A 20,475-nucleotide genomic window follows, 5' to 3' on the forward strand; every position below is an offset into this window, starting at 1 on the left:
CCATGAATCTGCTCGGAGGAGAACCTCATGACTACTACCCTGTGGCTGACCCTGCCCTATGTGGCGTTCACCTCCTTTGTGCTCGGCCATATCTGGCGGTACCGCACCGACCAGTTCGGCTGGACCACCCGGTCCTCGCAGATCTACGAATCACGCCTGCTGCGGATGGGTAGCCCGCTGTTCCATTTCGGCATGCTCGGGGTGTTCTTCGGCCATGTACTCGGCGTGCTGATCCCCGAATCGTGGACCGCGGCGGTGGGTATCAGTGAGCACATGTACCACCTGGTCGCGGTCAGCGCGGGCACCGTGGCCGGGCTGATGGTCCTCACCGGTATCGGCATCCTGCTCTACCGCCGGTTCACCGTCCCGGCGGTGCGCAAGGCGACCACGGCCAACGACAAGTTCATGTACTTCCTGCTCGGTGGCGCCCTGATCACCGGCCTGCTCAACACCGTGGGCAGCAATCTGCTGTGGGGTACCTACAACTACCGGGAAACCGTGTCCCCGTGGTTCCGCAGCCTGTTCACCGCGACCCCGCAGCCCGAACTGATGGTCGGCACCCCGTGGACGTTCCAGGCGCACGGCCTGTTCGTGCTCGCGCTGCTCGCGGTATGGCCGTACACCCGGTTGGTGCACATGTTTTCCGCCCCGATCGGTTACCTGGTCCGGCCGTATGTGGTGTACCGCAGCAAGGAGGTCGCGGGGCCGGACACACGTCGTTACGCCCGCGCCTGGGACGCCCCGGTCACCCCGGACCGCTGGAGCTGAGTACCTCCGGCCGGTGCAGGGACACTCCCGCTAGACCAGGGCGATGAACTCGACGTGGTCGTCGTCGCGGGCCCCCGCGGGCACGACGACCAGGCCGTCGCGGTCGATGAGACCGCCGAGGTGGGCGGTGCGGATCGCGGGATCGCCCACCCAGCCGCCGCCGGGCTGTGTCGCGTACCGGGCGGGCACGATCCGCGCCACCGGTCCGGAGATCTCGCCCGCGTTGCGCAGTGGTCCGCGGGCCCGGCGGGGTGCGGGGGCGCCGGTCCGGCCGGCGACGATCGCGGGTACCAGGGCGAGGAGGGTGGCGATCGCGGCGTAGGGGTTGCCGGGAAGGCCGAGAACCGTTGTGGTGGAGGAGAGTTCGGCGACAACGGTGGACCCGCCCGGACGCAGGGCGAGCCGGGACACCAGGAGGCGGGCCTCGCAGCGGTCGAGGGCACCGCGGAGCTGATCGGCCGCGCCGCCACCGGTGGCCCCGACCACGACCAGGAGATCGCAGTCGGCCGCGGTGGTCAGGACCTGGTCGAAACCGTGGGCGGTATCGCGGAGATGAACCCGGTCGAGCACCGGGACACCGTGAGCGACGAGCAGATCGGGCAGGATCGGGCCGATCGAATCACGTGTCTGCCCGGCCTGCAGGGGACCACTGCTGCGGATCTCGTCGCCGGTCATGACGATACGAGCGCGCACCGGGCCGCGGACCGTGGTGGTGGTGACCTCGACGGCCGCGGCGGCCGAGACGAGGGCGGGCGTCACCGTGGTGCCGGCCGGCGCGATCTCGTCGCCGGGCGCGCGGTCCTCGCCGCGCCGGCGGATATCGGAGCGCAGCGGGGTCTCCGGGAGCCGGTACAAGGCGCGGTCGCCGCTGATCCGGGCGAATTCGTCGCGCAGTACCCGGGTGGTGCCCTCCGGGACCTGGGCGCCGGTGGCGATCCGCACCGCTTCGCCCGGGCGCAGCCCGTCGGGTCGCTGCCCGCCGGCGAAACCGATATCGGCGCGCAGCTCCCACGGGCCGTCCCCGGCGACGGCGTACCCGTCCATGGCCGAGACATCGAAGCGGGGCAGGGCCTCGGTGGCGGTGAGCGGTGCGGCCAGGGCGGCCCCGCGCACCGCGTGCAGATCCGCCTCTCGTTCGGGGAGCCGGGTCAGGCCGGTACGCAGCAGCTCCCGGGCTCGGTCGAGTGATACCGCCGTGGTGGCGGCCCGGGGAGCGGCGGGCGCGAAATCGCCCGCACCCCGGTCGCCGAGCGCGCTACGGGCGGCGGCGATCTCGCCGGGGGTATCGCAGTCGTCGACCCCGGGCAGTTCCACAATATTCGTGCGGCGCGGGACCAGGGCTTTCATCGGCTGGTTGACTACGCTGCCGAGTTCGGCGAGCCGGGCCGCGAGCGGTTCGGTCCGCCATACACCGATCAGATACTGGGGGCGCCCGGAAGGGTCGGCGGCGAAGACCGCGTCGAATTCGGCACTCTGCCGCACCAGTTCACCGATCGCCGCGTCGGTCAGGAACGGGAGGTCCGCGGCGAGGACGACGATCCGGGGCGCGGGTTCGGCACCGAGCGCGGCCAGGCCCGCGGCGACCGCCGCGACCGGGCCGGAGCCGGGCTCCGGTTCCCGGGTCTGCACGATATGCGCGGCGAGCTCCGGGCGCGGCGGCCCCACCACGACCGTGCGACCGAGGGAGGCCACCGCGGCCAGTGCCGTCTGCAGCATGGACCGCCCGCCGACCACGAGGCCCGGTTTGTCGACGCCGCCCATCCGGCTGGCCCGCCCCCCGGCGAGCACGATCACGTCCGGGGCCGGCAGAGAATTCGGCATACGGTCATGCTATTCGCCGTCTGGGACGATGGTCGGCCCGGCGGCGCCGACCGCCGGGGATTTCCGGACCGGCCGGACGACTGCGGGCCGCCGGTCCGTCCGGCGCCGGGCGCCGGAGCGCACTACTCTCCCTCCGGAGGCCCGGATTCCGGGTCCGGCCGAAATGAGGGGGTCGCCGATGCGACAAGTGCTCAGGGGGATGGTGCTGTCCCTGCTGCTGGCGCTCGCCGGGGCCATGCAACCAGGCGTGGCGGCGGCGCAGGATCCCGACCGGCCGGTGGTCCGGGTCGGCACCGAGGGCACCTATCCGCCGTTCTCGTTCCACGATCCGCGCAGCCGGCAGCTGACCGGTTACGACATCGAAGTGATCGAGGCGATCGCCGATCGGGCCGGCTGGAATCTCGAATTCGTCGAGACCCAATGGGACGCCATCTTTCCCGCGCTGGACTCCGGCCGGATCGACGTCATCGCCAACCAGGTCTCGGTCAACGACGAGCGCCGGGCGAAATACGGCCTGTCCGATACATACACCTATTCCCACGGCGTGATCGTCCGGCGCACGGGCGACGAGCGCATCCGGACCCTGGACGATCTGGCCGGCCGGACCACCGCGCAGTCCAGCACCAGCAACTGGGCTCGGGTGGCGCGCGACGCCGGTGCCGACGTCGAAGCGGTCGAAGGATTCACACAGGCGGCCGCGCTGCTCACCCAGGGCCGGGTCGACGCGATCGTCAACGACAACATCGCCGTGCTCGACTATCTCGCCAGCACCGGGTCCACGGATATCGAGATCGTCGGTGACGCCGGGGCGGAGACCAGCGCACAGGTCCTCGCCTTCCGCAAGGACGACTCGGCACTGCTCGACCAGGCGAACCGGGCGATCACCGCGCTGGCCGCCGACGGGACGCTCACCGCCATCTCGCAGAAATACTTCCGGGCCGATGTGTCGGTACCCGACGGCGGCAGCGCCGACCTGTCCGAGGGGCGCGGCCACCGTGACACCTGGGAAGTACTGCGCGGGGCGGCGTGGCCGATGTTCGTCGGGCTGGTGAAGGTGACGATCCCGCTGACCGCGCTGAGTTTCGCGATCGGGCTCGTGCTCGCACTGCTGGTCGCGCTCGCGCGGATCTCCTCCTACCGGATCCTGGCCGGACCGGCCCGCGCGTTCATCTCGATCATTCGCGGTACACCGCTGCTGGTCCAGCTGTTCATCGTCTTCTACGGGCTGCCCCAGATCGGGTTGAAGTTCGATCCGTTCCTCGCGGCCGTGATCGCGTTCAGCCTCAACGTGGCCGGCTACGCGGCCGAGGTGATCCGGTCGGCGATTCTCTCCGTGCCGAAAGGGCAGTTCGAGGCGGCGGCCACCGTCGGCCTCGGCTACGCGCAGACACTGCGCCGCATCGTCCTTCCACAGGCGACCAGGACCGCGGTGCCGCCGCTGTCCAACACCTTGCTCTCACTGCTCAAGGACACCTCCCTGGGCTCGGTGGTCCTGCTGACCGAACTGTTCCGGGAAGCTCAGCTCGCGGCGGCCGAGAGCAACGAGTTCCTCGCGCTGTACACGTTCGCCGCGCTGTACTACTGGGTGATCTGCGTGGCCCTCTCGGCCGGGCAGAAACGACTGGAGACCCGACTCGACAGGTATGTGGCGAAATGACCGACACCACCGACCAGAACAGCGAGCCCGCCCGGATCCGGGTACGTGGCCTGGAGAAGTCCTTCGGCGACCGGCAGGTGCTGCGCGGTATCGACTTCGAGTCCCGGCGGGGGACCGCGACCGTCCTGCTGGGCCCCTCGGGGTCGGGTAAGACCACGGTGCTGCGCTCACTGAACGTGCTGGACACGCCGGAGCGGGGGGTGGTCGGCATCGACGATGTGGAGATCGACTTCGCCCGGCTGCCGCGCGGCCGGGCGGGGCGCCGGGAGGCGAGCCGGTTGCGCGCGCAGAGCGGAATGGTCTTCCAGTCGCACAACCTCTTCCCGCACCGCACGGTATTGGAGAACATCGTCGAAGGTCCGGTCGTCGCCCAGCGGCGACCCCGGGAAGAAGCGGTCGCCGAGGCACGGACCCTGTTGGCGCAGGTGGGTCTGGCCGATCGTGCGCAGGCCTACCCGTTCCAGCTCTCGGGGGGCCAGCAGCAGCGGGTCGGGATCGCGCGGGCCCTGGCGTTGAAACCGCGGGTGGTGCTGTTCGACGAGCCGACCTCGGCGCTGGACCCCGAACTGGTCGGTGAGGTGCTGGCGGTGATCAAGGACCTGGCCACCCAGGACTGGACGATGGTGATCGTCACCCACGAGATCCGGTTCGCACAGCAGGTGGCCGATCAGGTCCTGTTCCTCGACGAGGGTGTGATCGTCGAGCGGGGCCCGGCGGAACAGGTGATCGGTGAGCCGCGGGAAGAGCGGACGCGGCGCTTCTTGCAACGCGTGCTCGAACCCGGCTGACCGGCCCGGCGCCGGACGCGGTTCAGTCGAACCGGTGACGTGCGGTACGCAGCGGGACCCGGCCGTCGGTGACGGCCACCCCCTCGGCCGCGAGCAGCCGCAGCTGCCGGTCGGCGAGGTGGGCGGCCGGTCTGCCCGAGGCACCCAGCACCCGGTGCCACGGCAGATCGGCGGCATCGGTGCGCATGATCCAGCCCACGGTCCGCGGGGTCGACAGTCCGGCCGCCGCGGCGATATCGCCGTAGGTCGCGACCCGGCCCGGTGGAATCGCGGCGACCAGTTCGCGGACGCGTTCGATCTGTTCGTCGCTGGTGACCATCAGAACGCGGCCCGGATCAGCGCCGCGGTCTCGCGCGGCAGGATCTGGGCGACCATATGCTCGCAATCCCATTCGTGCACGGTCAGTGCCGCGCCGAGCCGGTCGGCCAGGGCGGCGTGAAGTTCTGGCGTGACGAACGGCGGCTCCACCTTCGTGGCCCGGACCAGCGCTGTCGGCAGACCGGGCTCGGGAAGTACCGGGTCACGCGCGAGCTGACCCCAGTACGCGATGAGCGCCGCCGTGTCCACCCGCCAGCGCATCCGGCCGCCCGCGGCGGGCACCAGGTGCTCGTCGAGTTCGGCGCGCAGCAGGTCCGGCGCGACCGCGTCCCAGCCCGTCGCCAGTTTGTCCATCCGGGCTTCGTCCGCATCGGTGTAATCGGGCGAGCCGAGGGTGGCCTCGGCGATCTCGTGCAACCAAGCCGGGTCCAATGCGACGGCCGGATCGAGCAGTACCAGACCGCGGACCAGCTCCGGGTGCCGCCGCGCCAGATGCAATGCGCACGCCCCGCCGAAGGAGTGGGCGGCCACCACCACCGGCTCCGCGGTTTCGGCGGTGACCAGCGCCACCAGATCGGCGACGATCGTTTCGAGGTCCCAGGGCGGCAGTGTGGTGGAACGGCCGTGTCCGCGCAGGTCGGGGGCGATCACCCGGAGATCGGGCAGGAACTCGGTGGCCAGCGCCTCCCAGCGTTTCCCGTGGCCGGTCAGGCCGTGCAGGGCCAGCAGCACCGGGCCGGTCGCCGGGCCGAAACGGTGAACATGCAGTGTGGACACAATGACATTCTTATCCGAGCGCTCCGACACCGCGGCGGGTGCGGTTCCGACGTGGCATCGGCGGTGTCGGCCCCGTCTGTTGCAATAGCCGTCGTGGTGCGTTCGGATAAGCCGGTGCGGCTGGTGCGCCGGAAAACGGCGGCTCCCCGGGCTCGGACCTGGGGAGCCGATGTCGGCGCGCTGTTCGCCGCCCCGCCGTCCGCAACCGCCGCGCAACCGGGCCCGAATCGGATCTGGCGGGTGCTCGGGGGTCCCGGCACCGGGAAGACCGCGCTGCTGATCGATGTGGCCGCGACGCGGATCGCGGCGGGTGCGGATCCGGAATCGGTACTACTGCTCACCTATTCCAAACAGGCGGCGGCGACCGCCCGGGACGCGCTCACCGAACGGCTGGACCACTGGACGGTATGCGCTCCCGTAGTCGCGGCCGCTGGGTCCGCGGACGGAGCGGCACGCCCCGCGGAGCCGGCGGCCGACCCGCTGTTCGCGCGCGCCGAGCCGGTTCGCCCGCCGGCCGCGGCGCCCGGCGTCGCCGGCGCGACCCGGGAGCCGCTGGCCCGCACGATCCACTCCTACGCCTTCGGGATCCTGCGCCGCCAGGCCGCCCGGCACGGGAATCCGCCGCCGCGGCTGCTCACCGGTGCCGAACAGGATGCCGTGCTGCGCGAGATGTTGCGCGGCGATATGGCCGATATCGCCGCCGGAGCCGGTGATCTGTGGCCGCGGCGGCTCCAGCCCGCACTGGGGCTCACCGGGTTCGCCGACGAACTGCGCGATCTGATGTTGCGGGCCACCGAACGCGGTCTGGGCCCGGAGGATCTGATCGACCTCGGCCGGCGCCGGGACCGTCCCGACTGGATCGCGGCCGGCGATTTCGCATCCCGCTACGAACAGGCGATGCTGCTGCGCTGGTCGGTCGGGGTGGCCGCACCCGAGGCGTCGGCGCCCGCCCTGAACGCGGCCGAACTCGTCGGCGCCGCCCTGGACGCATTGGCCGGAGATCCCGAACTGCTGGCGGCCGAACGGGCCCGGTTACGCTGTCTGCTGGTCGACGACGCCCAGCATCTGGACCCGCAGGCGGCGCTGCTGGTGCGGGTGCTGGCGGCCGGGGCCGGGACCACGATGATCGCCGGTGATCCCGACCAGGCCGTGTATACCTTCCGCGGCGCCGATTCGCGGTTCCTCACCGAGGACTTCCCGCCGGGGCGGCGCATCGTCCTCTACGGCAACCACCGGTCCGGTCCGGCGATCACCACCGCCACCGCCCGGATCGCGTCGCGGCTACCCGGGCTCGTCCCGCACCGCACCACCCGGGCCGACCTGGGTCCCGCGGAACGCGGTGAGCTGCCCCCGGATACCGGCGCCGAACCGCCCGTCCCGGCCGAGGTCCGGGTGCGGGTACTCGGCAGCCCCGCCAAGGAAGCGTCACTGATCGCCGACCATCTGCGCCGCGCGCATCTCACCGAGGGCGTGCCCTGGTCACAGATGGCGGTCATCGTGCGCTCGGTTCCACTGCTGCTGCCGCCGCTGCGCCGGGCCCTGCTGGCGGCCGGGGTCCCGATCGCCCAACCCGCGAACGATATCCCGCTGGCCCGCCGCCGCGGTGCCGCCTGGATGTTGCTGGCGCTGCGGGCCGTGCTCGCCGGCGAGGCCACCCGACGCGGTACCGGGTCCACCGAATCCCTGTTCGGTCCCGACGAGGTGCTCGACCTCCTGGCCGGACCGTTGGGCGGAGCCGATGCGATCAGCCTGCGGCGCCTGCGTCGCGGTATCCGCCGCGCCGCGGTGGAGCTCGCCCGCACCCCGAACCTCGGCGGTGCTTCGGACTCGGACCCTGCCGGTGCTCCGGACCCGAATCTGGGCGGTGCCACGGACTTGGACCCTGTCGGTGTTCCGGGCTCGAATCTGGGCGGTGCCACGGACTTGGACCCTGTCGGTGTTCCGGACCCGAACCTGGGCGGTGCCACGGACTCGGACCCCGCCGGTGCCACGGGCACGGATTCTGCCCGCATCCCGGACTCCGGCCCTGCCCGCAACCCCGGCCCGGACTTCGCCGTGCCACCGGACTTCCCGCCCGAGCCGGTGGACGAACCGCCCGTCTTCGATACCTATCCGGCCGAGGATCCCCTCGACGAGTTTCCACCTCGAGATCTTTTCGCCGACGTCAGCCGGCACCGGGCCGACGCGGATTGGTACGGGATCGATGAGGAGAGCTTCGGCGACGACCCGTGGGACGGCCTCCCGCCGGAACCTCCGGCGGACGAAGAGGATTTTCCGCCGGAGCCGCACCCCGGCGAGGGTGGTTCCGGTGCCGTCTCACTCGGTGCGGACCCGTCGGGGCCCGCGCGAGCCGATGTCGCTCGGCCGGGGTCACGGGATCTCGCGGGCGGGCCGGGTCCCCGCGGCTCCGCCCCGGACCGGCCTTCGGTGGAGGTGCTGCGGGAGCTGCTGCTCGGCTCGGGCGACGACCGGATCGTGGCCGGCCTCACCGAGGTCGAGATCGCCCCGCTCGAACGGGCGGCCCGCGCACTGGACCGTGCCCGCCGGGTCCGGCGCGAGGGCGGCGGCCTCGAGGACGTGCTGTGGGCGCTGTGGACCGGGTCGCGGCTGGAGCGGCGCTGGCTGGCGCAGTCCCGGCGCGGGGGAGCGGCGGGTATGCAGGCCGACCGTGATCTCGACGCCGCCGTCGCGCTGTTCGACGCCGCGGCCGCCTACACCGACCGCCTACCGGGTGCGACCATCGAGGGCTTCGTCGAATACCTGCTCCAGCAGCAGCTCCCGCAGGACCGGGCGGTGCGAACACGACGGGAGGAGGCGGTCGATCTCCTGAGCGCCCACGCGGCGGCCGGCCGGGAATGGGAGGTCGTCGCGGTCGCCGGAGTGCAGGAGGGGATTTGGCCGGACCCCCGCCCGCGCGGGACACTGCTGCACACCGAGGATCTGGTGGACGAGGTCGCCGGTATCACCGAACGGGTCAGCCGCGCCGCGCCGGTCCTGGCCGAGGAACGCCGGCTGCTGTTCGTCGCGTGCAGCCGGGCCCGCCGGTCGCTGCTGGTGACGGCGGTGGAATCGGTGACCGGCGACCGTGATCTGGTGCCTTCCCGGTTCCTGGCCGAATTGCTCGGCGGTGATACCGGCGGGGAACCGGGTGCGCTTCCGGTCGCCGAACCCGGCCGGGTACTCGCCCTGCACGCGCTGATCGCCGAACTACGCGCGGCGGTCTGTGATCCCGGCGCCGGGGACGAACGCCGCCGCCGCGCCGCCCGGCAACTGGCCCGGCTCGCGCTGGCCGGGATTCCCGGTACCGCGCCCGACGACTGGTACGGGGTCCCCGAACTCAGCTCCACCGAGACCCTGTGGGAGGACGACGCCCCGATCGCGCTGTCGCCCTCGACGGTGGAGCTGCTGCGGACCTGTCCGCTGCGGTGGGCGCTGGAACGCAACGGCGGATCCGACGGCGAAAACCCTTACGCGGTCAAGGGAACCCTGGTGCACACCCTGGTCCAGGCGCTGGCCGGCCGGGTGCCGCTGGATCAGGTGCGCGCCGAACTCGCCCGGAGCTGGTCCGGTATCGATCCCGAGACCAGCTGGTACTCCCGGCAGGAACTGCGCCGCACCGAGGCCATGCTGGACGCGTTCGTCGCCTGGGTGCGCACCACCCGCGGTGAACTCACCCAGGCCGGGATCGAGGTACCGGTCGACTGTGTCCTGCCCGCGCCCGGCGACGATACGCCCGAGGTCCGCATCCGGGGCCGCATCGACCGGCTGGAACGGGACGCCGCGGGCCGGTTCGTCATCGTCGATGTGAAGACGGGGAAGAATCCGGTCAGCGAAGCCGACGCCGCCCAGCACGCCCAGTTGGCGACCTACCAGGTCGCCGCCGCCGCGGGCGCCCTGGAGGGGAGCGCCGGTGATCCCGAACCCGGCGGCGCACGACTGGTGTACGTCGGCTTGCCGGCGGCCGGCGGGGTGGCGAAGGAGCGGGTCCAGCCCGCGCTGGACGCCGAAGCGCTGGAGACCTGGCGCGAGACCATCCACGCCGCGGCCGCGAGCACCGCGGGCCCCGGTTTCCTGGCCATCCGCAACGAGGGCTGCCGGCACTGTGCCGTGAAGAACAGCTGCCCGGTGCAGGATGCCGGGCGCCAGGTGACCGACGAGTGAGCGCCCGGGTCTCGCCGGGACAGCTGGCCGACGCACTCGGGCTCCCGCCGCCGACCGCGGAGCAGGCCGCGGTGATCGCCGCACCGCCCGGCCCGGCGCTGGTGGTGGCGGGCGCGGGCGCGGGCAAAACCGAAACGATGGCGGCCCGGGTGGTCTGGATGGTGGCCAACCGGCTGGTCACGCCGGAGGAGGTGCTCGGGCTGACCTTCACCCGCAAGGCGGCCCAGCAGCTCACTGCCCGGATCCGCACGCGGCTGGCCCGGCTGGCCGGGTCCCGGTTGCTGCGCGATCTCGACCCCGCCGGCGAACTGCGCGCCACCCTGGCCGGTGCCGAACCCGAGATCAGTACCTATCACTCCTATGCCGGCCGGCTGCTGAGCGAACACGGCCTGCTGCTGCCGGTGGAGCCGTCGGCGGCGCTGCTCACCGAAACCCGGCTGTGGCAGCTCGCCCACCAGGTGGTGCGCGGCTGGGACGGTGACCTCGACACCGACCGTTCGCCGCTGACGGTCACCGAGGCAGTGCTCGCGCTGTCCGGGCAGCTGGCCGAACATCTGGTGGAACCGGAGGAACTCGCCGAGGCGCACACCGAACTCGAGAAGCTCGTGCACACGCTGCCGCCCGGTCCACGGCAACGCGGCGGGCCGAACAAGGACCTGCTGTCGATCCTGCGTGCCCAGCGCGAGCGGGTGGCGCTGCTGCCGCTGGTCCAGCAGTTACGGGAGACCCTGCACCAGCGCGGCGCCCTGGATTTCGGGGCCCAGATGTCGCTGGCGGCACGGCTGGCCGCCGAGCACCCCGAGGTCGCCACCGCCGAACGTGCCCGCTTCCGGCTGGTGCTGCTGGACGAATACCAGGACACCGGCCACGCCCAGCGCATCCTGCTGTCCGCGCTGTTCGGCGCCGGTTACCCGGAGCAGCGCGACCCGCGGTCCAGCGGTGCGCGGCCGCGCGAGCTCGCGGTGACGGCGGTCGGCGACCCCATGCAGTCCATCTACGGCTGGCGCGGCGCCTCGGCCGCCAATCTCCCGCGCTTCACCACCGACTTCCCGGTCGCTCCCGGTGTTCCGGCGCCGGTGTTGCCGCTGCTCACCAGCTGGCGCAACCCGCCCGAGGCGCTCGATCTGGCCAATATGGTCGTGGAACCGCTGCGCGCGGCGGCCCGGGACAGCGGCGGCGTCACCGTCGACCCGTTGCGCGCGAAACCCGGCGCGGAACCGGGTGTCGTCGCGCTCGCGCTCACCGACAGCGTCGCGAGCGAACGCCGGTGGATCGCCGAACGGATCGCCGCGCACTGGGCCGCGGCCCGGGATGCCGACCGGCCCCCGCCCACTTCCGCGGTCCTGATCCGCCGCAACGCCGATGCCGCCGAACTCGCCGAGGAGTTGCGGGCGCGGGGGTTACCGGTCGAGATCGTCGGTCTGGGCGGCTTGCTGTCGACCCCGGAGGTCGCCGATATCGTCGCCACCCTGCGCCTCGTCGCCGACCCCGCCGCCGGCAGCGCTGCCGTGCGGATCCTCACCGGTGCTCGCTGGCGGATCGGGAGCGCCGATCTGGCCGCGCTGGCCCGGCGGGCCCGGGAACTGTCCATCATCCGCGACCCCGGCGGCGATATCACCGACTCCACCAGCCTGGCCGCGGCCCTGCACGAGGTGGCCCCCGAACCCGCCGAACGGGCCGGCCTGGCCGACGCCATCGCCGATCCCGGTCCGCCGGACCGCTATTCGGCGGCCGGATACCGGCGGGTGACCGCGCTGGGGCGGGAACTGGCGATGCTGCGCGAACGGGCGGCGCAGCCGCTCACCGAACTGGTCGCCGATGTGGAACGCACCATCGGTGTCGGCGTCGAGAGCCAGGCCCGGCGCGCACTCGCGGGTTCCGGCGCCGGCCGCGAACATCTGGACGCCTTCGCCGAAGTGGTCGCCGGTTTCGCGAATGACACCGGCGCCACCCTCGGCGGTCTGCTCGCTTTCCTCACCGCCGCCGAATCGGTCGAGAACGGTCTGGAACCCGGCGAGGTGGAGGTCGCCCCGGACCGGGTCCAGGTGCTCACCGTGCACGCCGCGAAAGGACTGGAATGGGAGGTGGTCGCGGTACCGCATGTCACCCGGGATGTGTTCCCGTCCACCCGCGGCGTGAACACCTGGCTCGGTGCCCTGGCCGAACTACCCACCTCGCTGCGCGGCGACCGGGCCACCGCGGAATCCCCGGACGGTGTCCCGGTTCTCGATCTGACCGAGGTCACCGACCGCGCGGAGTTGCAGCGCGGCCTCACCGCGCACAAGGAAGCGCTCGCGCGGCGCCGGCTCGACGAGGACCGCCGGCTGTTCTATGTCGCGCTCACCCGGACCGAGCGCGTCCTGCTGGTCTCCGCGCACCACTGGCCCGAAACCGGCGATAAGCCGAAGGGTCCGTCGGAATTCCTGCTCGAGGTGAAAACCGCCGCCGAGCACCCCGGCAGCGGGGTCGAGATCGCGTGCTGGGCCGCCGATCCCGTACCCGGCGAACCGAATCCGCTGGCGGCCACTCCGGTGACCGCGTCCTGGCCCGGCGACCCGCTCGGCGCCCGCCGCGACGATATCGAAGCGGGCGCCGCGCTGGTCCATGCGGCGCTGGCGGAATTCGCCGCCGGCGCGGACGTGCCCGAATCCGGCGACGATCCCGACGGCTGGATCGCCGATGTGGATGCGCTGCTCGCCGAATACCGGGCCGGTGCCGACGCCGCGGCCGAGGTCGAACTGCCCACTCAGCTCCCGGCGACCGCGCTGGTCGAAATGCGCGCCGATCCGGGCCGGCTCGCCGCCCGGCTGCGCCGCCCGCTGCCCTATCCGCCCAATCCGCTGGCCCGCCGCGGCACCGCCTTCCACGCCTGGGTGCAGCGCTGGTTCGCCACCGATCAGCTGCCCGGCCTCGACGATCTGCCCGGTGCGGCCGACGCGGGGGCGGCCACCGACGCCGAACTGGCCCGGATGCAGGACGCATTCCTGTCCTCGCCCTGGTCGGCGCGCCGCCCGGTGGAGATCGAAGTACCGTTCGAAACCACCATCGCCGGGGTGGTGATCCGCGGCCGGATGGACGCGGTGTTCGCCGAGCCCGGCGGCGGCTGGACCGTCGTCGACTGGAAGACCGGTGCCGAACCCGGCCCGGCCGACGAAGCCGCGGTAGCGGTGCAGCTGGCGGTCTACCGGCTGGCCTGGGCGCGGCTGGTGGCGGCGCGTACCGGGGAAACGGAACAGCGGATGCTGGACCGGATCGGCGCCGCCTTCCACTATGTGCGCAGCGGTCGCACGGTGGCGCCCGAGCGCTTACCGGGTCCGGGGGAACTGGTGGCGCTGCTCACCGATTCGACCCGCCGGGACGGGGACGAGAGCTAGGGCTCGGCAGCCCGCCGGATCCGAGGCCGCTCTCCGGTGCTCCTGCCGGCACCGAGCCGAGCGGTATTCGGGCAGCGCATCGGCCACCCGCCGCGTGGCGCCGGTCGCTAGTCCTGCCGGGACCGGCGGCTCACCGCCAGCGCGCTGGTGATCATCGGCCACTGCAGCGGCAGCCGCAGTACCGAAACCGCTTTCAGGATCGACGGTGCCTTCGGGTTACGCACCGAATCCGCGGCGAACTGGATATTGGCCGGAAAAACCGCGATGAACAGCAGTGCGGCCAGCCGGCCGCCGAGCCGCCGGGTGCGAGGAATCAAGAGGGCGGTTCCCACGCCGATTTCGGCCACCCCGGACCAGTAGGTGTAGGAACGCGTCTTTCCGGGCAACTGCGGAGGGACGATCGAATCGAACGGTTCGGGGGCCACGAAATGCAGGACGCCGGCGCCGAGGAGCAGCGCGGCCAGTCGAAGCGCCGGGGTGCGACCGGAATCCGGTGCGCCCGCCGGGGTGATATCTGCCATGGCACCACCATAGATACCCGCCACGACCGCGTGTCCGACGTGACGGCGGGTGAGCGGGTAGGCTCCCGAGCTGTGTCGGAGGGACTGACAGTGACCGGTGTGCGTGATGACCGGACCGGTGAAAGGCGTCGCCGGTGAGTTCGCGGTTCGCCGATCTCGGGAGCCGGGCCCGCGGCGCGGCCGAATCACCGGATTTCGCGCTGGTCGGGCTGCTCCGTATCCCGGAAGCTCAGAACAGCCCCTGGATATCGCTGACCCGGCGGGTGCTGTTCGCGGTCGGGCTGCTGTGCGCGGCGGCGTTCGTCGTCTATCTCGGCCGTGAGGGCTACCGGGACAGCGCCGACGATTCGGTCACCCTGCTGGACGCGTTCTATTACGCGACCGTGTCGCTGTCCACCACCGGGTACGGCGATATCGCGCCGGTCACCCCGTCGGCCCGGCTGGTGAACATCTTCGTCATCACCCCGTTGCGCGTGCTGTTCCTCATCGTCCTGGTCGGCACCACACTGGCGGTACTCACCGAACGTTCCCGCCAGGCCCTGAAGATCCAGCGTTGGAGGCGCACCGTGCGTAATCACACCGTCGTCGTCGGGTACGGCACCAAGGGCCGCACCGCTATCGACGCCATGCTCGGTGACGGCATGCAACCCGCCGATATCGTCGTCGTCGACATGGACGCGGTGAGCCTGGAAGCGGCGTCGACCGCCGGGCTGGTCACCGTGCACGGGTCGGCCACCCAGTCCGATGTGCTGCGGCTGGCGGGTGTGCAGAACGCGTCCTCGGTCATCGTGGCCACCAACCGCGACGACACCGCGGTCCTGGTCACCCTGACCGCCCGGGAACTCACCAAGAAGGCCAAGATCGTCGCCTCCATCCGTGAATCGGAGAACACCCATCTGCTGCGGCAGTCCGGCGCCGATTCGGTGGTGGTGTCCTCGGAGACCACGGGCCGGCTGCTCGGGATCGCCACCACCACGCCCAGCGTTGTGGAGATGATGGAGGATCTGCTCACCCCGGAGCACGGTTTCGCGGTCGCCGAACGCGAGGTCGAACCCGGTGAGGTCGGCGGGTCACCGCGGCACCTCAGCGATATCGTGCTCGGGGTGGTGCGGGCCGGTGAGTTGGTGCGCGTCGGCGAGCCGGCGGTCGACGCCCTGGAAACCGGGGACAAACTTCTCTACATCCGTCGCGCCCGCTGACTCCGGCACGGCCGTTATCGAGCCGCGATAGTCTCGGTACGTGGCCGTTTTCCGACTCAACCAGATTCCCCTGCTGTCCCGTTCGGCGCTGGACCGCGCCGACCATCTTCGCGCCGACGAGCAGTCGCTGAAGGAAGGCTGGTCCACGGCCCGGCTACTCCGGGTGGGCCCGCGCGGCGCGGTGCGTTACGAGTCGGAGGCGCTGGTCTGGGAAGCCGCGCTCGAGCTGTCCCCCGAGCCGAGCCCCGACGCGGTGTTCCTCGGCGTACAGGACGGTGTGCACCTGTGGGCGGTGCGCGACGAGGCGCTCTCCGGCACCCTGCGGGACCTGCGCCGGCTCGCCGACGCTTCGATCGACGATTTCACGGCGGGGGTCCTGTCCACGGCGCTCGCGCTGATCAACTGGCATGCCGGCGCCGCCTATCACGGCGCGGACGGCACACCGACCATGCCGGCCAAGGGCGGCTGGTCCCGGGTGGCCGAGGACGGCCGCGAGGATTTCCCGCGCACCGACCCCGCCGTGATCTGTCTCATCCACGACGGTGGCGACCGGGTGCTGCTGGCCCGTCAGCACAGCTGGCCCGAGACGATGTTCTCGCTGCTGGCCGGGTTCGTGGAGGCGGGGGAGTCGCTGGAACGGTGTGTCGAGCGGGAGATGCGCGAGGAGGTCGGGCTCGAGGTGCGCGATATCGAATACCTCGGCAGCCAGCCCTGGCCGTTCCCGCGCTCGCTGATGCTCGGGTTCTCCGCGCAGGCCGACCCCGACCAGCCGTTGGCCTTCACCGACGGTGAGATCGCCGAGGCGCACTGGTTCACCCGCGACGAGGTGCGCGACGCGCTGGCGGCGGGCGGCCGGCGGACCCGGCCGGACGCCGGCGAGGCCGCCCCGGCCGGTGAAGCGCGGCTCCTGCTGCCCGGCTCGATCTCGATCGCCTGGACGATCATGGAATCCTGGGTCGCCGCCGAGTAGGGGTTCGGCAGGACCGGGCGAACCGATACCCGGCCGGTCCCGGCGCGGCGATGTTCACCCAGCGCGAAGACCGCCCGGGGAGGCGGACCGGGCGGTTCGCCGCGCCTACTATGGACGACATGCAGCTTCACGAAGCGCCCGAGAACGGTGCGCGCGCGCTCCCCGGACACCACCCGGACGCTATGCCGGCGGGTGAGGCGGAATGAGTGACCTCCCGTTCGGCTTCTCGCACGGCGACGACGACGATCGCGGCCGCGGCGACAAGCCGGGCGGCGGCGGTAACGATCCGTTCGGTTTCGGTGCCGGCGGCGCCGGGTTCGATCCGGCGGCCCTGGGCCAGATGTTGTCCTCGCTGGGCCAGATGCTGAGCGGTATGGGCCAGGGTATGTCCGGTGGGGGCGGTGGCGGCCCGGTCAACTACGACGTGGCCAAGAGGCTGGCCCGCCAGCAGCTCGGGAAGACCGTTCCGCCCGTGTCCAGCGGTACCGCCGCCGCGGTCGCCGATGCCGCGCACCTGGCCGAACTGTGGCTCGACGACGCGACCACCTTCCCGGCCGGTGCGACGAGCACCATCGCCTGGACCGCCAACGACTGGATCGAGAAAACCCTGCCGACCTGGCAGCGGCTGTGCGATCCGGTGGCCCAGCAGATTTCCGGTATGTGGACCGCCGGGTTGCCCGAGGAGGCCCGCGAGATGGCCGGCCCCATGATGGGGATGCTCGGGCAGATGGGCGGGCTGGCCTTCGGCTCCCAGCTCGGCCAGGCGCTGGGCCAGCTGGCCAAGGAGGTGCTCACCGGCACCGATATCGGCCTGCCGCTCGGCCCGGCCGGTACCGCCGCCCTGCTGCCCACCGCCATTTCGGAGTTCAGCGAGGGACTCGAGCAGCCGGAGAGCGAGATCATGGTGTTCCTCGCCGCCCGCGAGGTCGCCCACCAGCGGCTGTTCGTTCATGTGCCCTGGTTGCGCCAGCAGGTCCTCGCCGCCGTCGAGGATTACGCGCGCGGGATCACCATGGACTTCTCGGCCCTCGAGGACGCCGCCCGCAATCTCGATCCGTCCGCGCTCACCGATCCGTCCAAGCTCGAGGAGATTCTCGCCCAGGGCAGTTTCGAGCCGCAGACCACGCCCGAGCAGAAGCAGGCGCTGGACCGGCTGGAAACCCTGCTCGCCCTCATCGAGGGCTGGGTTCAGGTGGTGGTGGCCGCGGCTGTGGGCGATCGACTGCCGGGTGCGGGCGCGCTCGCCGAAACACTGCGCCGTCGCCGGGCCACGGGTGGTCCCGCCGAACAGACCTTCGCCACGCTGGTCGGTCTGGAATTGCGTCCGCGCAAGTTGCGTGAGGCGGCCACCCTGTGGCAGCGACTCACCGACGACGCCGGTATCGACGCGCGTGACGGGGTGTGGGCGCATCCCGATCTGCTCCCCGACGCCGCCGATCTCGACGCGCCCGCCGGGTTCATCGATTCGGTGATCGGCGGTGGCTCGGGCGCGTTCGACGACCCGCTCGCGCAGTTGGCCGCCACCGAGGCCGCCGAACGCGAGGCGGCGAAGACCGAGGGTGAGAGCGACAAGGGCGGCGAACAACGTCCCGAATCCGATCCGGAGGATCCGGAATCCGGTAAGAAGTAGCGGATCGACAGGCCCCGGCGGTAATTCCGGGGCCTGTTCCGTACGACTCTCCGCGGGCGCCCGCGGAGCTGTCGCGGACACCCGCTCACCTCGGGAAACGGAGTTGTCCACAGGGCGGAATCCTGTGGACAACCCGGTGCGCGAACCCGTTGCGACGCAACGGCACTCGCATACTTCCGGTATGACGATGCTCCGGCCACGTGGCCCCCTGCTGCATCCTCGGGTGCCGATCCTGGTCCGGTCCACCGGGCAGGTCCAATTGGGCTGGGATCCCGATACCGCGGTGCTCTGTGTGGCGCCGGGACTGGAGACCCGGCAGGTGCTGGGTTTCCTCCGGCTGATCGACGGACTGAACAGCAAACCCGCGATCATCTGGCGGGCCCGCTCGCTCGGATTGGAACCGGCGCAGGCCACGGCCCTGTTCACGATGATCGATACCGCGGGCCTACTGGTCCACCCGCCCCGCCCGGCCGGTCGCGTGCGGTCGATCCGGGTGCACGGCATCGGTCCGCTCACCGACGCGATCACCGCGGGTCTGCGTGAGCTGGGAATCCGCCCACAGCGCTCGCGCGACTACCGCGGTGAGATCGACGGCCGGGCCCGGCCCGCCGACCTCGTGGTGCTCGCCGACGCCCTGATCCCGGATCCCCGGCTGGTGCGCGATCTGTCCCATGCGCGGATCGCCCATCTCGTCGTGCGGCTCCGCGACGGGAAGGGGATCGTCGGACCGCTGGTCCAGCCGGGCCGGACCAGCTGCCTGCGCTGCGCGGACCTGACCAGAGTCGATCACGACGCGGAATGGCCGCGACTGGCCGCGCAACTGCTCGGACGAACCGGTCATGCCAGCCCCGCCGGGATCGCCGCGGTGGCCGCGCTCGCGCTGGGCGAGCTCGAGACGATCATCGCCTGCGAGCCGCGTTTCCCGCCGGAAACGCTGAACAGAACCCTCGAGCTCGATCTCGATACCCGGACTCTCGATCGCCGGTTATGGGCGCCGCACCCCCGCTGCGATTGTCTCGGAAGCACAGTGGGCGAGACCGTGTGATGACATTCACATTCGGTGACGAGGGTAATTCTCTCCGGTTTTTCGTGGCAGTGAAGCGGGGTTGTCGGCCATTATGGGGGAGTGTCTGAGATCGTGCGCCGGCCCATGTCCCGCAATGCGAAGTTGGCAAAGATCCCGCTGGGAGTAGCGGGGCGCGCCGCGGTCGGTTTCGGCAGGAAGCTCGCGGGTGGCGATCGTCAAGAGATCAACACGGAGCTGAACCAGAAGGCGGCCGAACAGCTGTTCGCCGTACTCGGGGAGCTCAAGGGCGGCGCGATGAAATTCGGCCAGGCCCTCAGTGTGATGGAGGCCGCGGTCCCGGAGGAGTTCGGCGAGCACTATCGCGAGGCGCTCACCAAACTGCAGGCCGCCGCGCCTCCGATGCCCGCCGCCACCGTGCACCGCGTCCTCGACCAGCAGCTCGGTACCGATTGGCGTAAGCGGTTCCAGTCGTTCGAGGACACTCCGGCCGCATCGGCGAGTATCGGCCAGGTGCACCGGGCGGTGTGGTCGGACGGGCGGCGGGTCGCGGTGAAGGTGCAGTACCCGGGGGCCGATGAGGCGCTGCGCGCCGATCTGCGCACCCTGAACCGGATGACCGGCTTATTCGCGAAGGTCATTCCCGGCGCCGATGTGAAACCGCTGCTCGCCGAGATCACCGAGCGCACCGAAGAAGAACTGGACTACCGCAACGAGGCCGCGAATCAGCGGGCGTTCAGCAAGGCCTATGACGGACATCCCGAATTCGTGGTGCCCAAAGTGGTCGCCAGTGCGCCGAAGGTGATCGTGAGCGAATGGCTCGACGGTACACCGGTTTCCACGATCATCAGCGCCGGCCAGGCCGATCCGGAGGGGACCCGGGCCCTGCGCGACCGGGTGGCCGGGTTGATGGGACGGTTCCATTTCTCCGCCCCGGAAACGGTGGGTCTGCTGCACGCCGACCCGCATCCGGGCAATTTCATGATCACCCCGGAGGGCAAGCTCGCGGTGATCGACTACGGCGCCTGCGCACCGCTGCCGGGCGGATTCCCGGACCTGCTGGGCCGGATCCTCGTGCTGGCGGTCGCCGAGGAGTACGGCGAACTCACCGAGATTCTGCACGCCAACGGCTGGGTGCAGCCGGGCAGAACGCTCACCGAAACCGAGATCGCGGAGTACCTGCGCCCGTTCACCGACCCGATCCGCACCGAATCGTTCCACTTCACCAGGCGCTGGATGCAGCGGGTGGCGGGTAAGGCGACCGATTACTCCTCGCCGGAGATGAAGACCGCGCGGGCGATGATGTTGCCCGCCGAATACCTGATGATCTTCCGGGTGCTCGGCGGATCCATCGGTATCTGTGCCCAGCTCGATGCCGAGGTGCCGTTCATGCAGTTGGCCGCCACCTGGCTGCCCGGTTTCCGGGAGCAGCGGGACAGCGCCTGAAAAGTATTACAGCGCTGGAGT

The 20,475-nt window shown here is 71.3% G+C and carries 14 protein-coding genes; 10 read left to right on the top strand and 4 right to left on the bottom strand.

Annotated features, from left to right (window positions below; genetic code table 11):
* The first annotated feature begins 27 nt into the window (after positions 1-27).
* Entirely contained in the window at positions 28-768 is a 741-nt protein-coding gene (gene narI, locus AB0H42_RS22800) for a respiratory nitrate reductase subunit gamma (protein ID WP_357058795.1), read from the top strand.
* A 30-nt stretch (positions 769-798) separates the two neighbouring features.
* Here narI and AB0H42_RS22805 read toward each other — a convergent pair whose 3' ends face one another.
* The gene (locus AB0H42_RS22805; protein WP_357058798.1) at positions 799-2,589 is read right to left on the bottom strand and encodes an NTP transferase domain-containing protein; all 1,791 of its coding nucleotides are present in this window, start codon (positions 2,587-2,589) and stop codon (positions 799-801) included.
* A gap of 178 nt (positions 2,590-2,767) precedes the next feature.
* On the opposite strand from AB0H42_RS22805, the gene AB0H42_RS22810 reads away from it, so the two are divergent.
* Together AB0H42_RS22810 and AB0H42_RS22815 are read left to right on the top strand one after the other, a co-directional pair.
* A complete protein-coding gene (locus AB0H42_RS22810) occupies positions 2,768-4,246 on the top strand; it encodes an ABC transporter substrate-binding protein/permease (protein WP_357058800.1) in 1,479 nt (492 codons plus the stop codon).
* On the top strand, positions 4,243-5,034 hold the full coding sequence (locus AB0H42_RS22815) for an amino acid ABC transporter ATP-binding protein (protein ID WP_357058802.1): 792 nt from the start codon (positions 4,243-4,245) through the stop codon (positions 5,032-5,034). The genes AB0H42_RS22810 and AB0H42_RS22815 overlap by 4 nt, the downstream gene beginning before the upstream one ends.
* Before the next feature lie 22 nt (positions 5,035-5,056).
* Here AB0H42_RS22815 and AB0H42_RS22820 read toward each other — a convergent pair whose 3' ends face one another.
* Positions 5,057-5,356 carry an MGMT family protein gene (locus AB0H42_RS22820; RefSeq protein WP_357059020.1) on the bottom strand — a complete coding sequence of 100 codons (300 nt, stop codon included), beginning with the start codon at positions 5,354-5,356 and terminating at the stop codon, positions 5,057-5,059.
* The gene (locus tag AB0H42_RS22825; protein ID WP_357058805.1) at positions 5,353-6,129 is read right to left on the bottom strand and encodes an alpha/beta fold hydrolase; all 777 of its coding nucleotides are present in this window, start codon (positions 6,127-6,129) and stop codon (positions 5,353-5,355) included. The genes AB0H42_RS22820 and AB0H42_RS22825 overlap by 4 nt, the downstream gene beginning before the upstream one ends.
* Before the next feature lie 93 nt (positions 6,130-6,222).
* Between AB0H42_RS22825 and AB0H42_RS22830 the strand changes: the two genes are divergently transcribed.
* Both AB0H42_RS22830 and AB0H42_RS22835 read left to right on the top strand, forming a co-directional pair.
* Complete coding sequence (locus AB0H42_RS22830) at positions 6,223-10,290, top strand: PD-(D/E)XK nuclease family protein (RefSeq protein WP_357058807.1); 4,068 nt, start codon at positions 6,223-6,225, stop codon at positions 10,288-10,290.
* Positions 10,287-13,664, top strand: coding sequence for a UvrD-helicase domain-containing protein (locus AB0H42_RS22835; RefSeq protein WP_357058809.1), 3,378 nt, complete (start codon positions 10,287-10,289; stop codon positions 13,662-13,664). Before AB0H42_RS22830 ends, AB0H42_RS22835 begins: the two co-directional genes overlap by 4 nt.
* A 107-nt stretch (positions 13,665-13,771) precedes the next feature.
* Here AB0H42_RS22835 and AB0H42_RS22840 read toward each other — a convergent pair whose 3' ends face one another.
* Positions 13,772-14,185, bottom strand: a complete 414-nt coding sequence (locus AB0H42_RS22840; protein WP_357058812.1) for a hypothetical protein — start codon at positions 14,183-14,185, stop codon at positions 13,772-13,774.
* A gap of 134 nt (positions 14,186-14,319) precedes the next feature.
* Here AB0H42_RS22840 and AB0H42_RS22845 point away from each other — a divergent pair, with 134 nt between their 5' ends.
* From AB0H42_RS22845 to AB0H42_RS22865, 5 genes are all read left to right on the top strand, one after another.
* Positions 14,320-15,384: a potassium channel family protein gene (locus AB0H42_RS22845; RefSeq protein WP_357058815.1), complete on the top strand. Its 1,065-nt coding sequence runs from the start codon at positions 14,320-14,322 to the stop codon at positions 15,382-15,384.
* Positions 15,385-15,424: 40 nt separating this feature from the next.
* On the top strand, positions 15,425-16,354 hold the full coding sequence (gene nudC / locus AB0H42_RS22850) for an NAD(+) diphosphatase (RefSeq protein ID WP_357058818.1): 930 nt from the start codon (positions 15,425-15,427) through the stop codon (positions 16,352-16,354).
* 202 nt (positions 16,355-16,556) lie between these two features.
* On the top strand, positions 16,557-17,984 hold the full coding sequence (locus AB0H42_RS22855) for a zinc-dependent metalloprotease (protein WP_357058820.1): 1,428 nt from the start codon (positions 16,557-16,559) through the stop codon (positions 17,982-17,984).
* A gap of 181 nt (positions 17,985-18,165) precedes the next feature.
* The gene (locus AB0H42_RS22860; RefSeq protein WP_357058823.1) at positions 18,166-19,029 is read left to right on the top strand and encodes a TOMM precursor leader peptide-binding protein; all 864 of its coding nucleotides are present in this window, start codon (positions 18,166-18,168) and stop codon (positions 19,027-19,029) included.
* Between the two features lie 105 nt (positions 19,030-19,134).
* Positions 19,135-20,454 carry an AarF/UbiB family protein gene (locus AB0H42_RS22865; protein ID WP_357059024.1) on the top strand — a complete coding sequence of 440 codons (1,320 nt, stop codon included), beginning with the start codon at positions 19,135-19,137 and terminating at the stop codon, positions 20,452-20,454.
* Positions 20,455-20,475 lie beyond the last annotated feature (21 nt).

This window comes from Nocardia sp. NPDC050799, from assembly GCF_040654015.1.
In the GTDB taxonomy this organism is placed as follows: Bacteria; Actinomycetota; Actinomycetes; order Mycobacteriales; family Mycobacteriaceae; genus Nocardia.

Excerpts from the sequence above, each read along its gene's own strand:
- narI (WP_357058795.1), top strand. The coding sequence starts at position 28 with ATGACTACTACCCTGTGGCTGACCCTGCCCTATGTGGCGTTCACCTCC.
- AB0H42_RS22805 (WP_357058798.1), bottom strand. The coding sequence starts at position 2,589 with ATGCCGAATTCTCTGCCGGCCCCGGACGTGATCGTGCTCGCCGGGGGG.
- AB0H42_RS22810 (WP_357058800.1), top strand. The coding sequence starts at position 2,768 with ATGCGACAAGTGCTCAGGGGGATGGTGCTGTCCCTGCTGCTGGCGCTC.
- AB0H42_RS22815 (WP_357058802.1), top strand. The coding sequence starts at position 4,243 with ATGACCGACACCACCGACCAGAACAGCGAGCCCGCCCGGATCCGGGTA.
- AB0H42_RS22840 (WP_357058812.1), bottom strand. The coding sequence starts at position 14,185 with ATGGCAGATATCACCCCGGCGGGCGCACCGGATTCCGGTCGCACCCCG.
- AB0H42_RS22855 (WP_357058820.1), top strand. The coding sequence starts at position 16,557 with ATGAGTGACCTCCCGTTCGGCTTCTCGCACGGCGACGACGACGATCGC.
- AB0H42_RS22860 (WP_357058823.1), top strand. The coding sequence starts at position 18,166 with ATGACGATGCTCCGGCCACGTGGCCCCCTGCTGCATCCTCGGGTGCCG.
- AB0H42_RS22865 (WP_357059024.1), top strand. The coding sequence starts at position 19,135 with ATGTCCCGCAATGCGAAGTTGGCAAAGATCCCGCTGGGAGTAGCGGGG.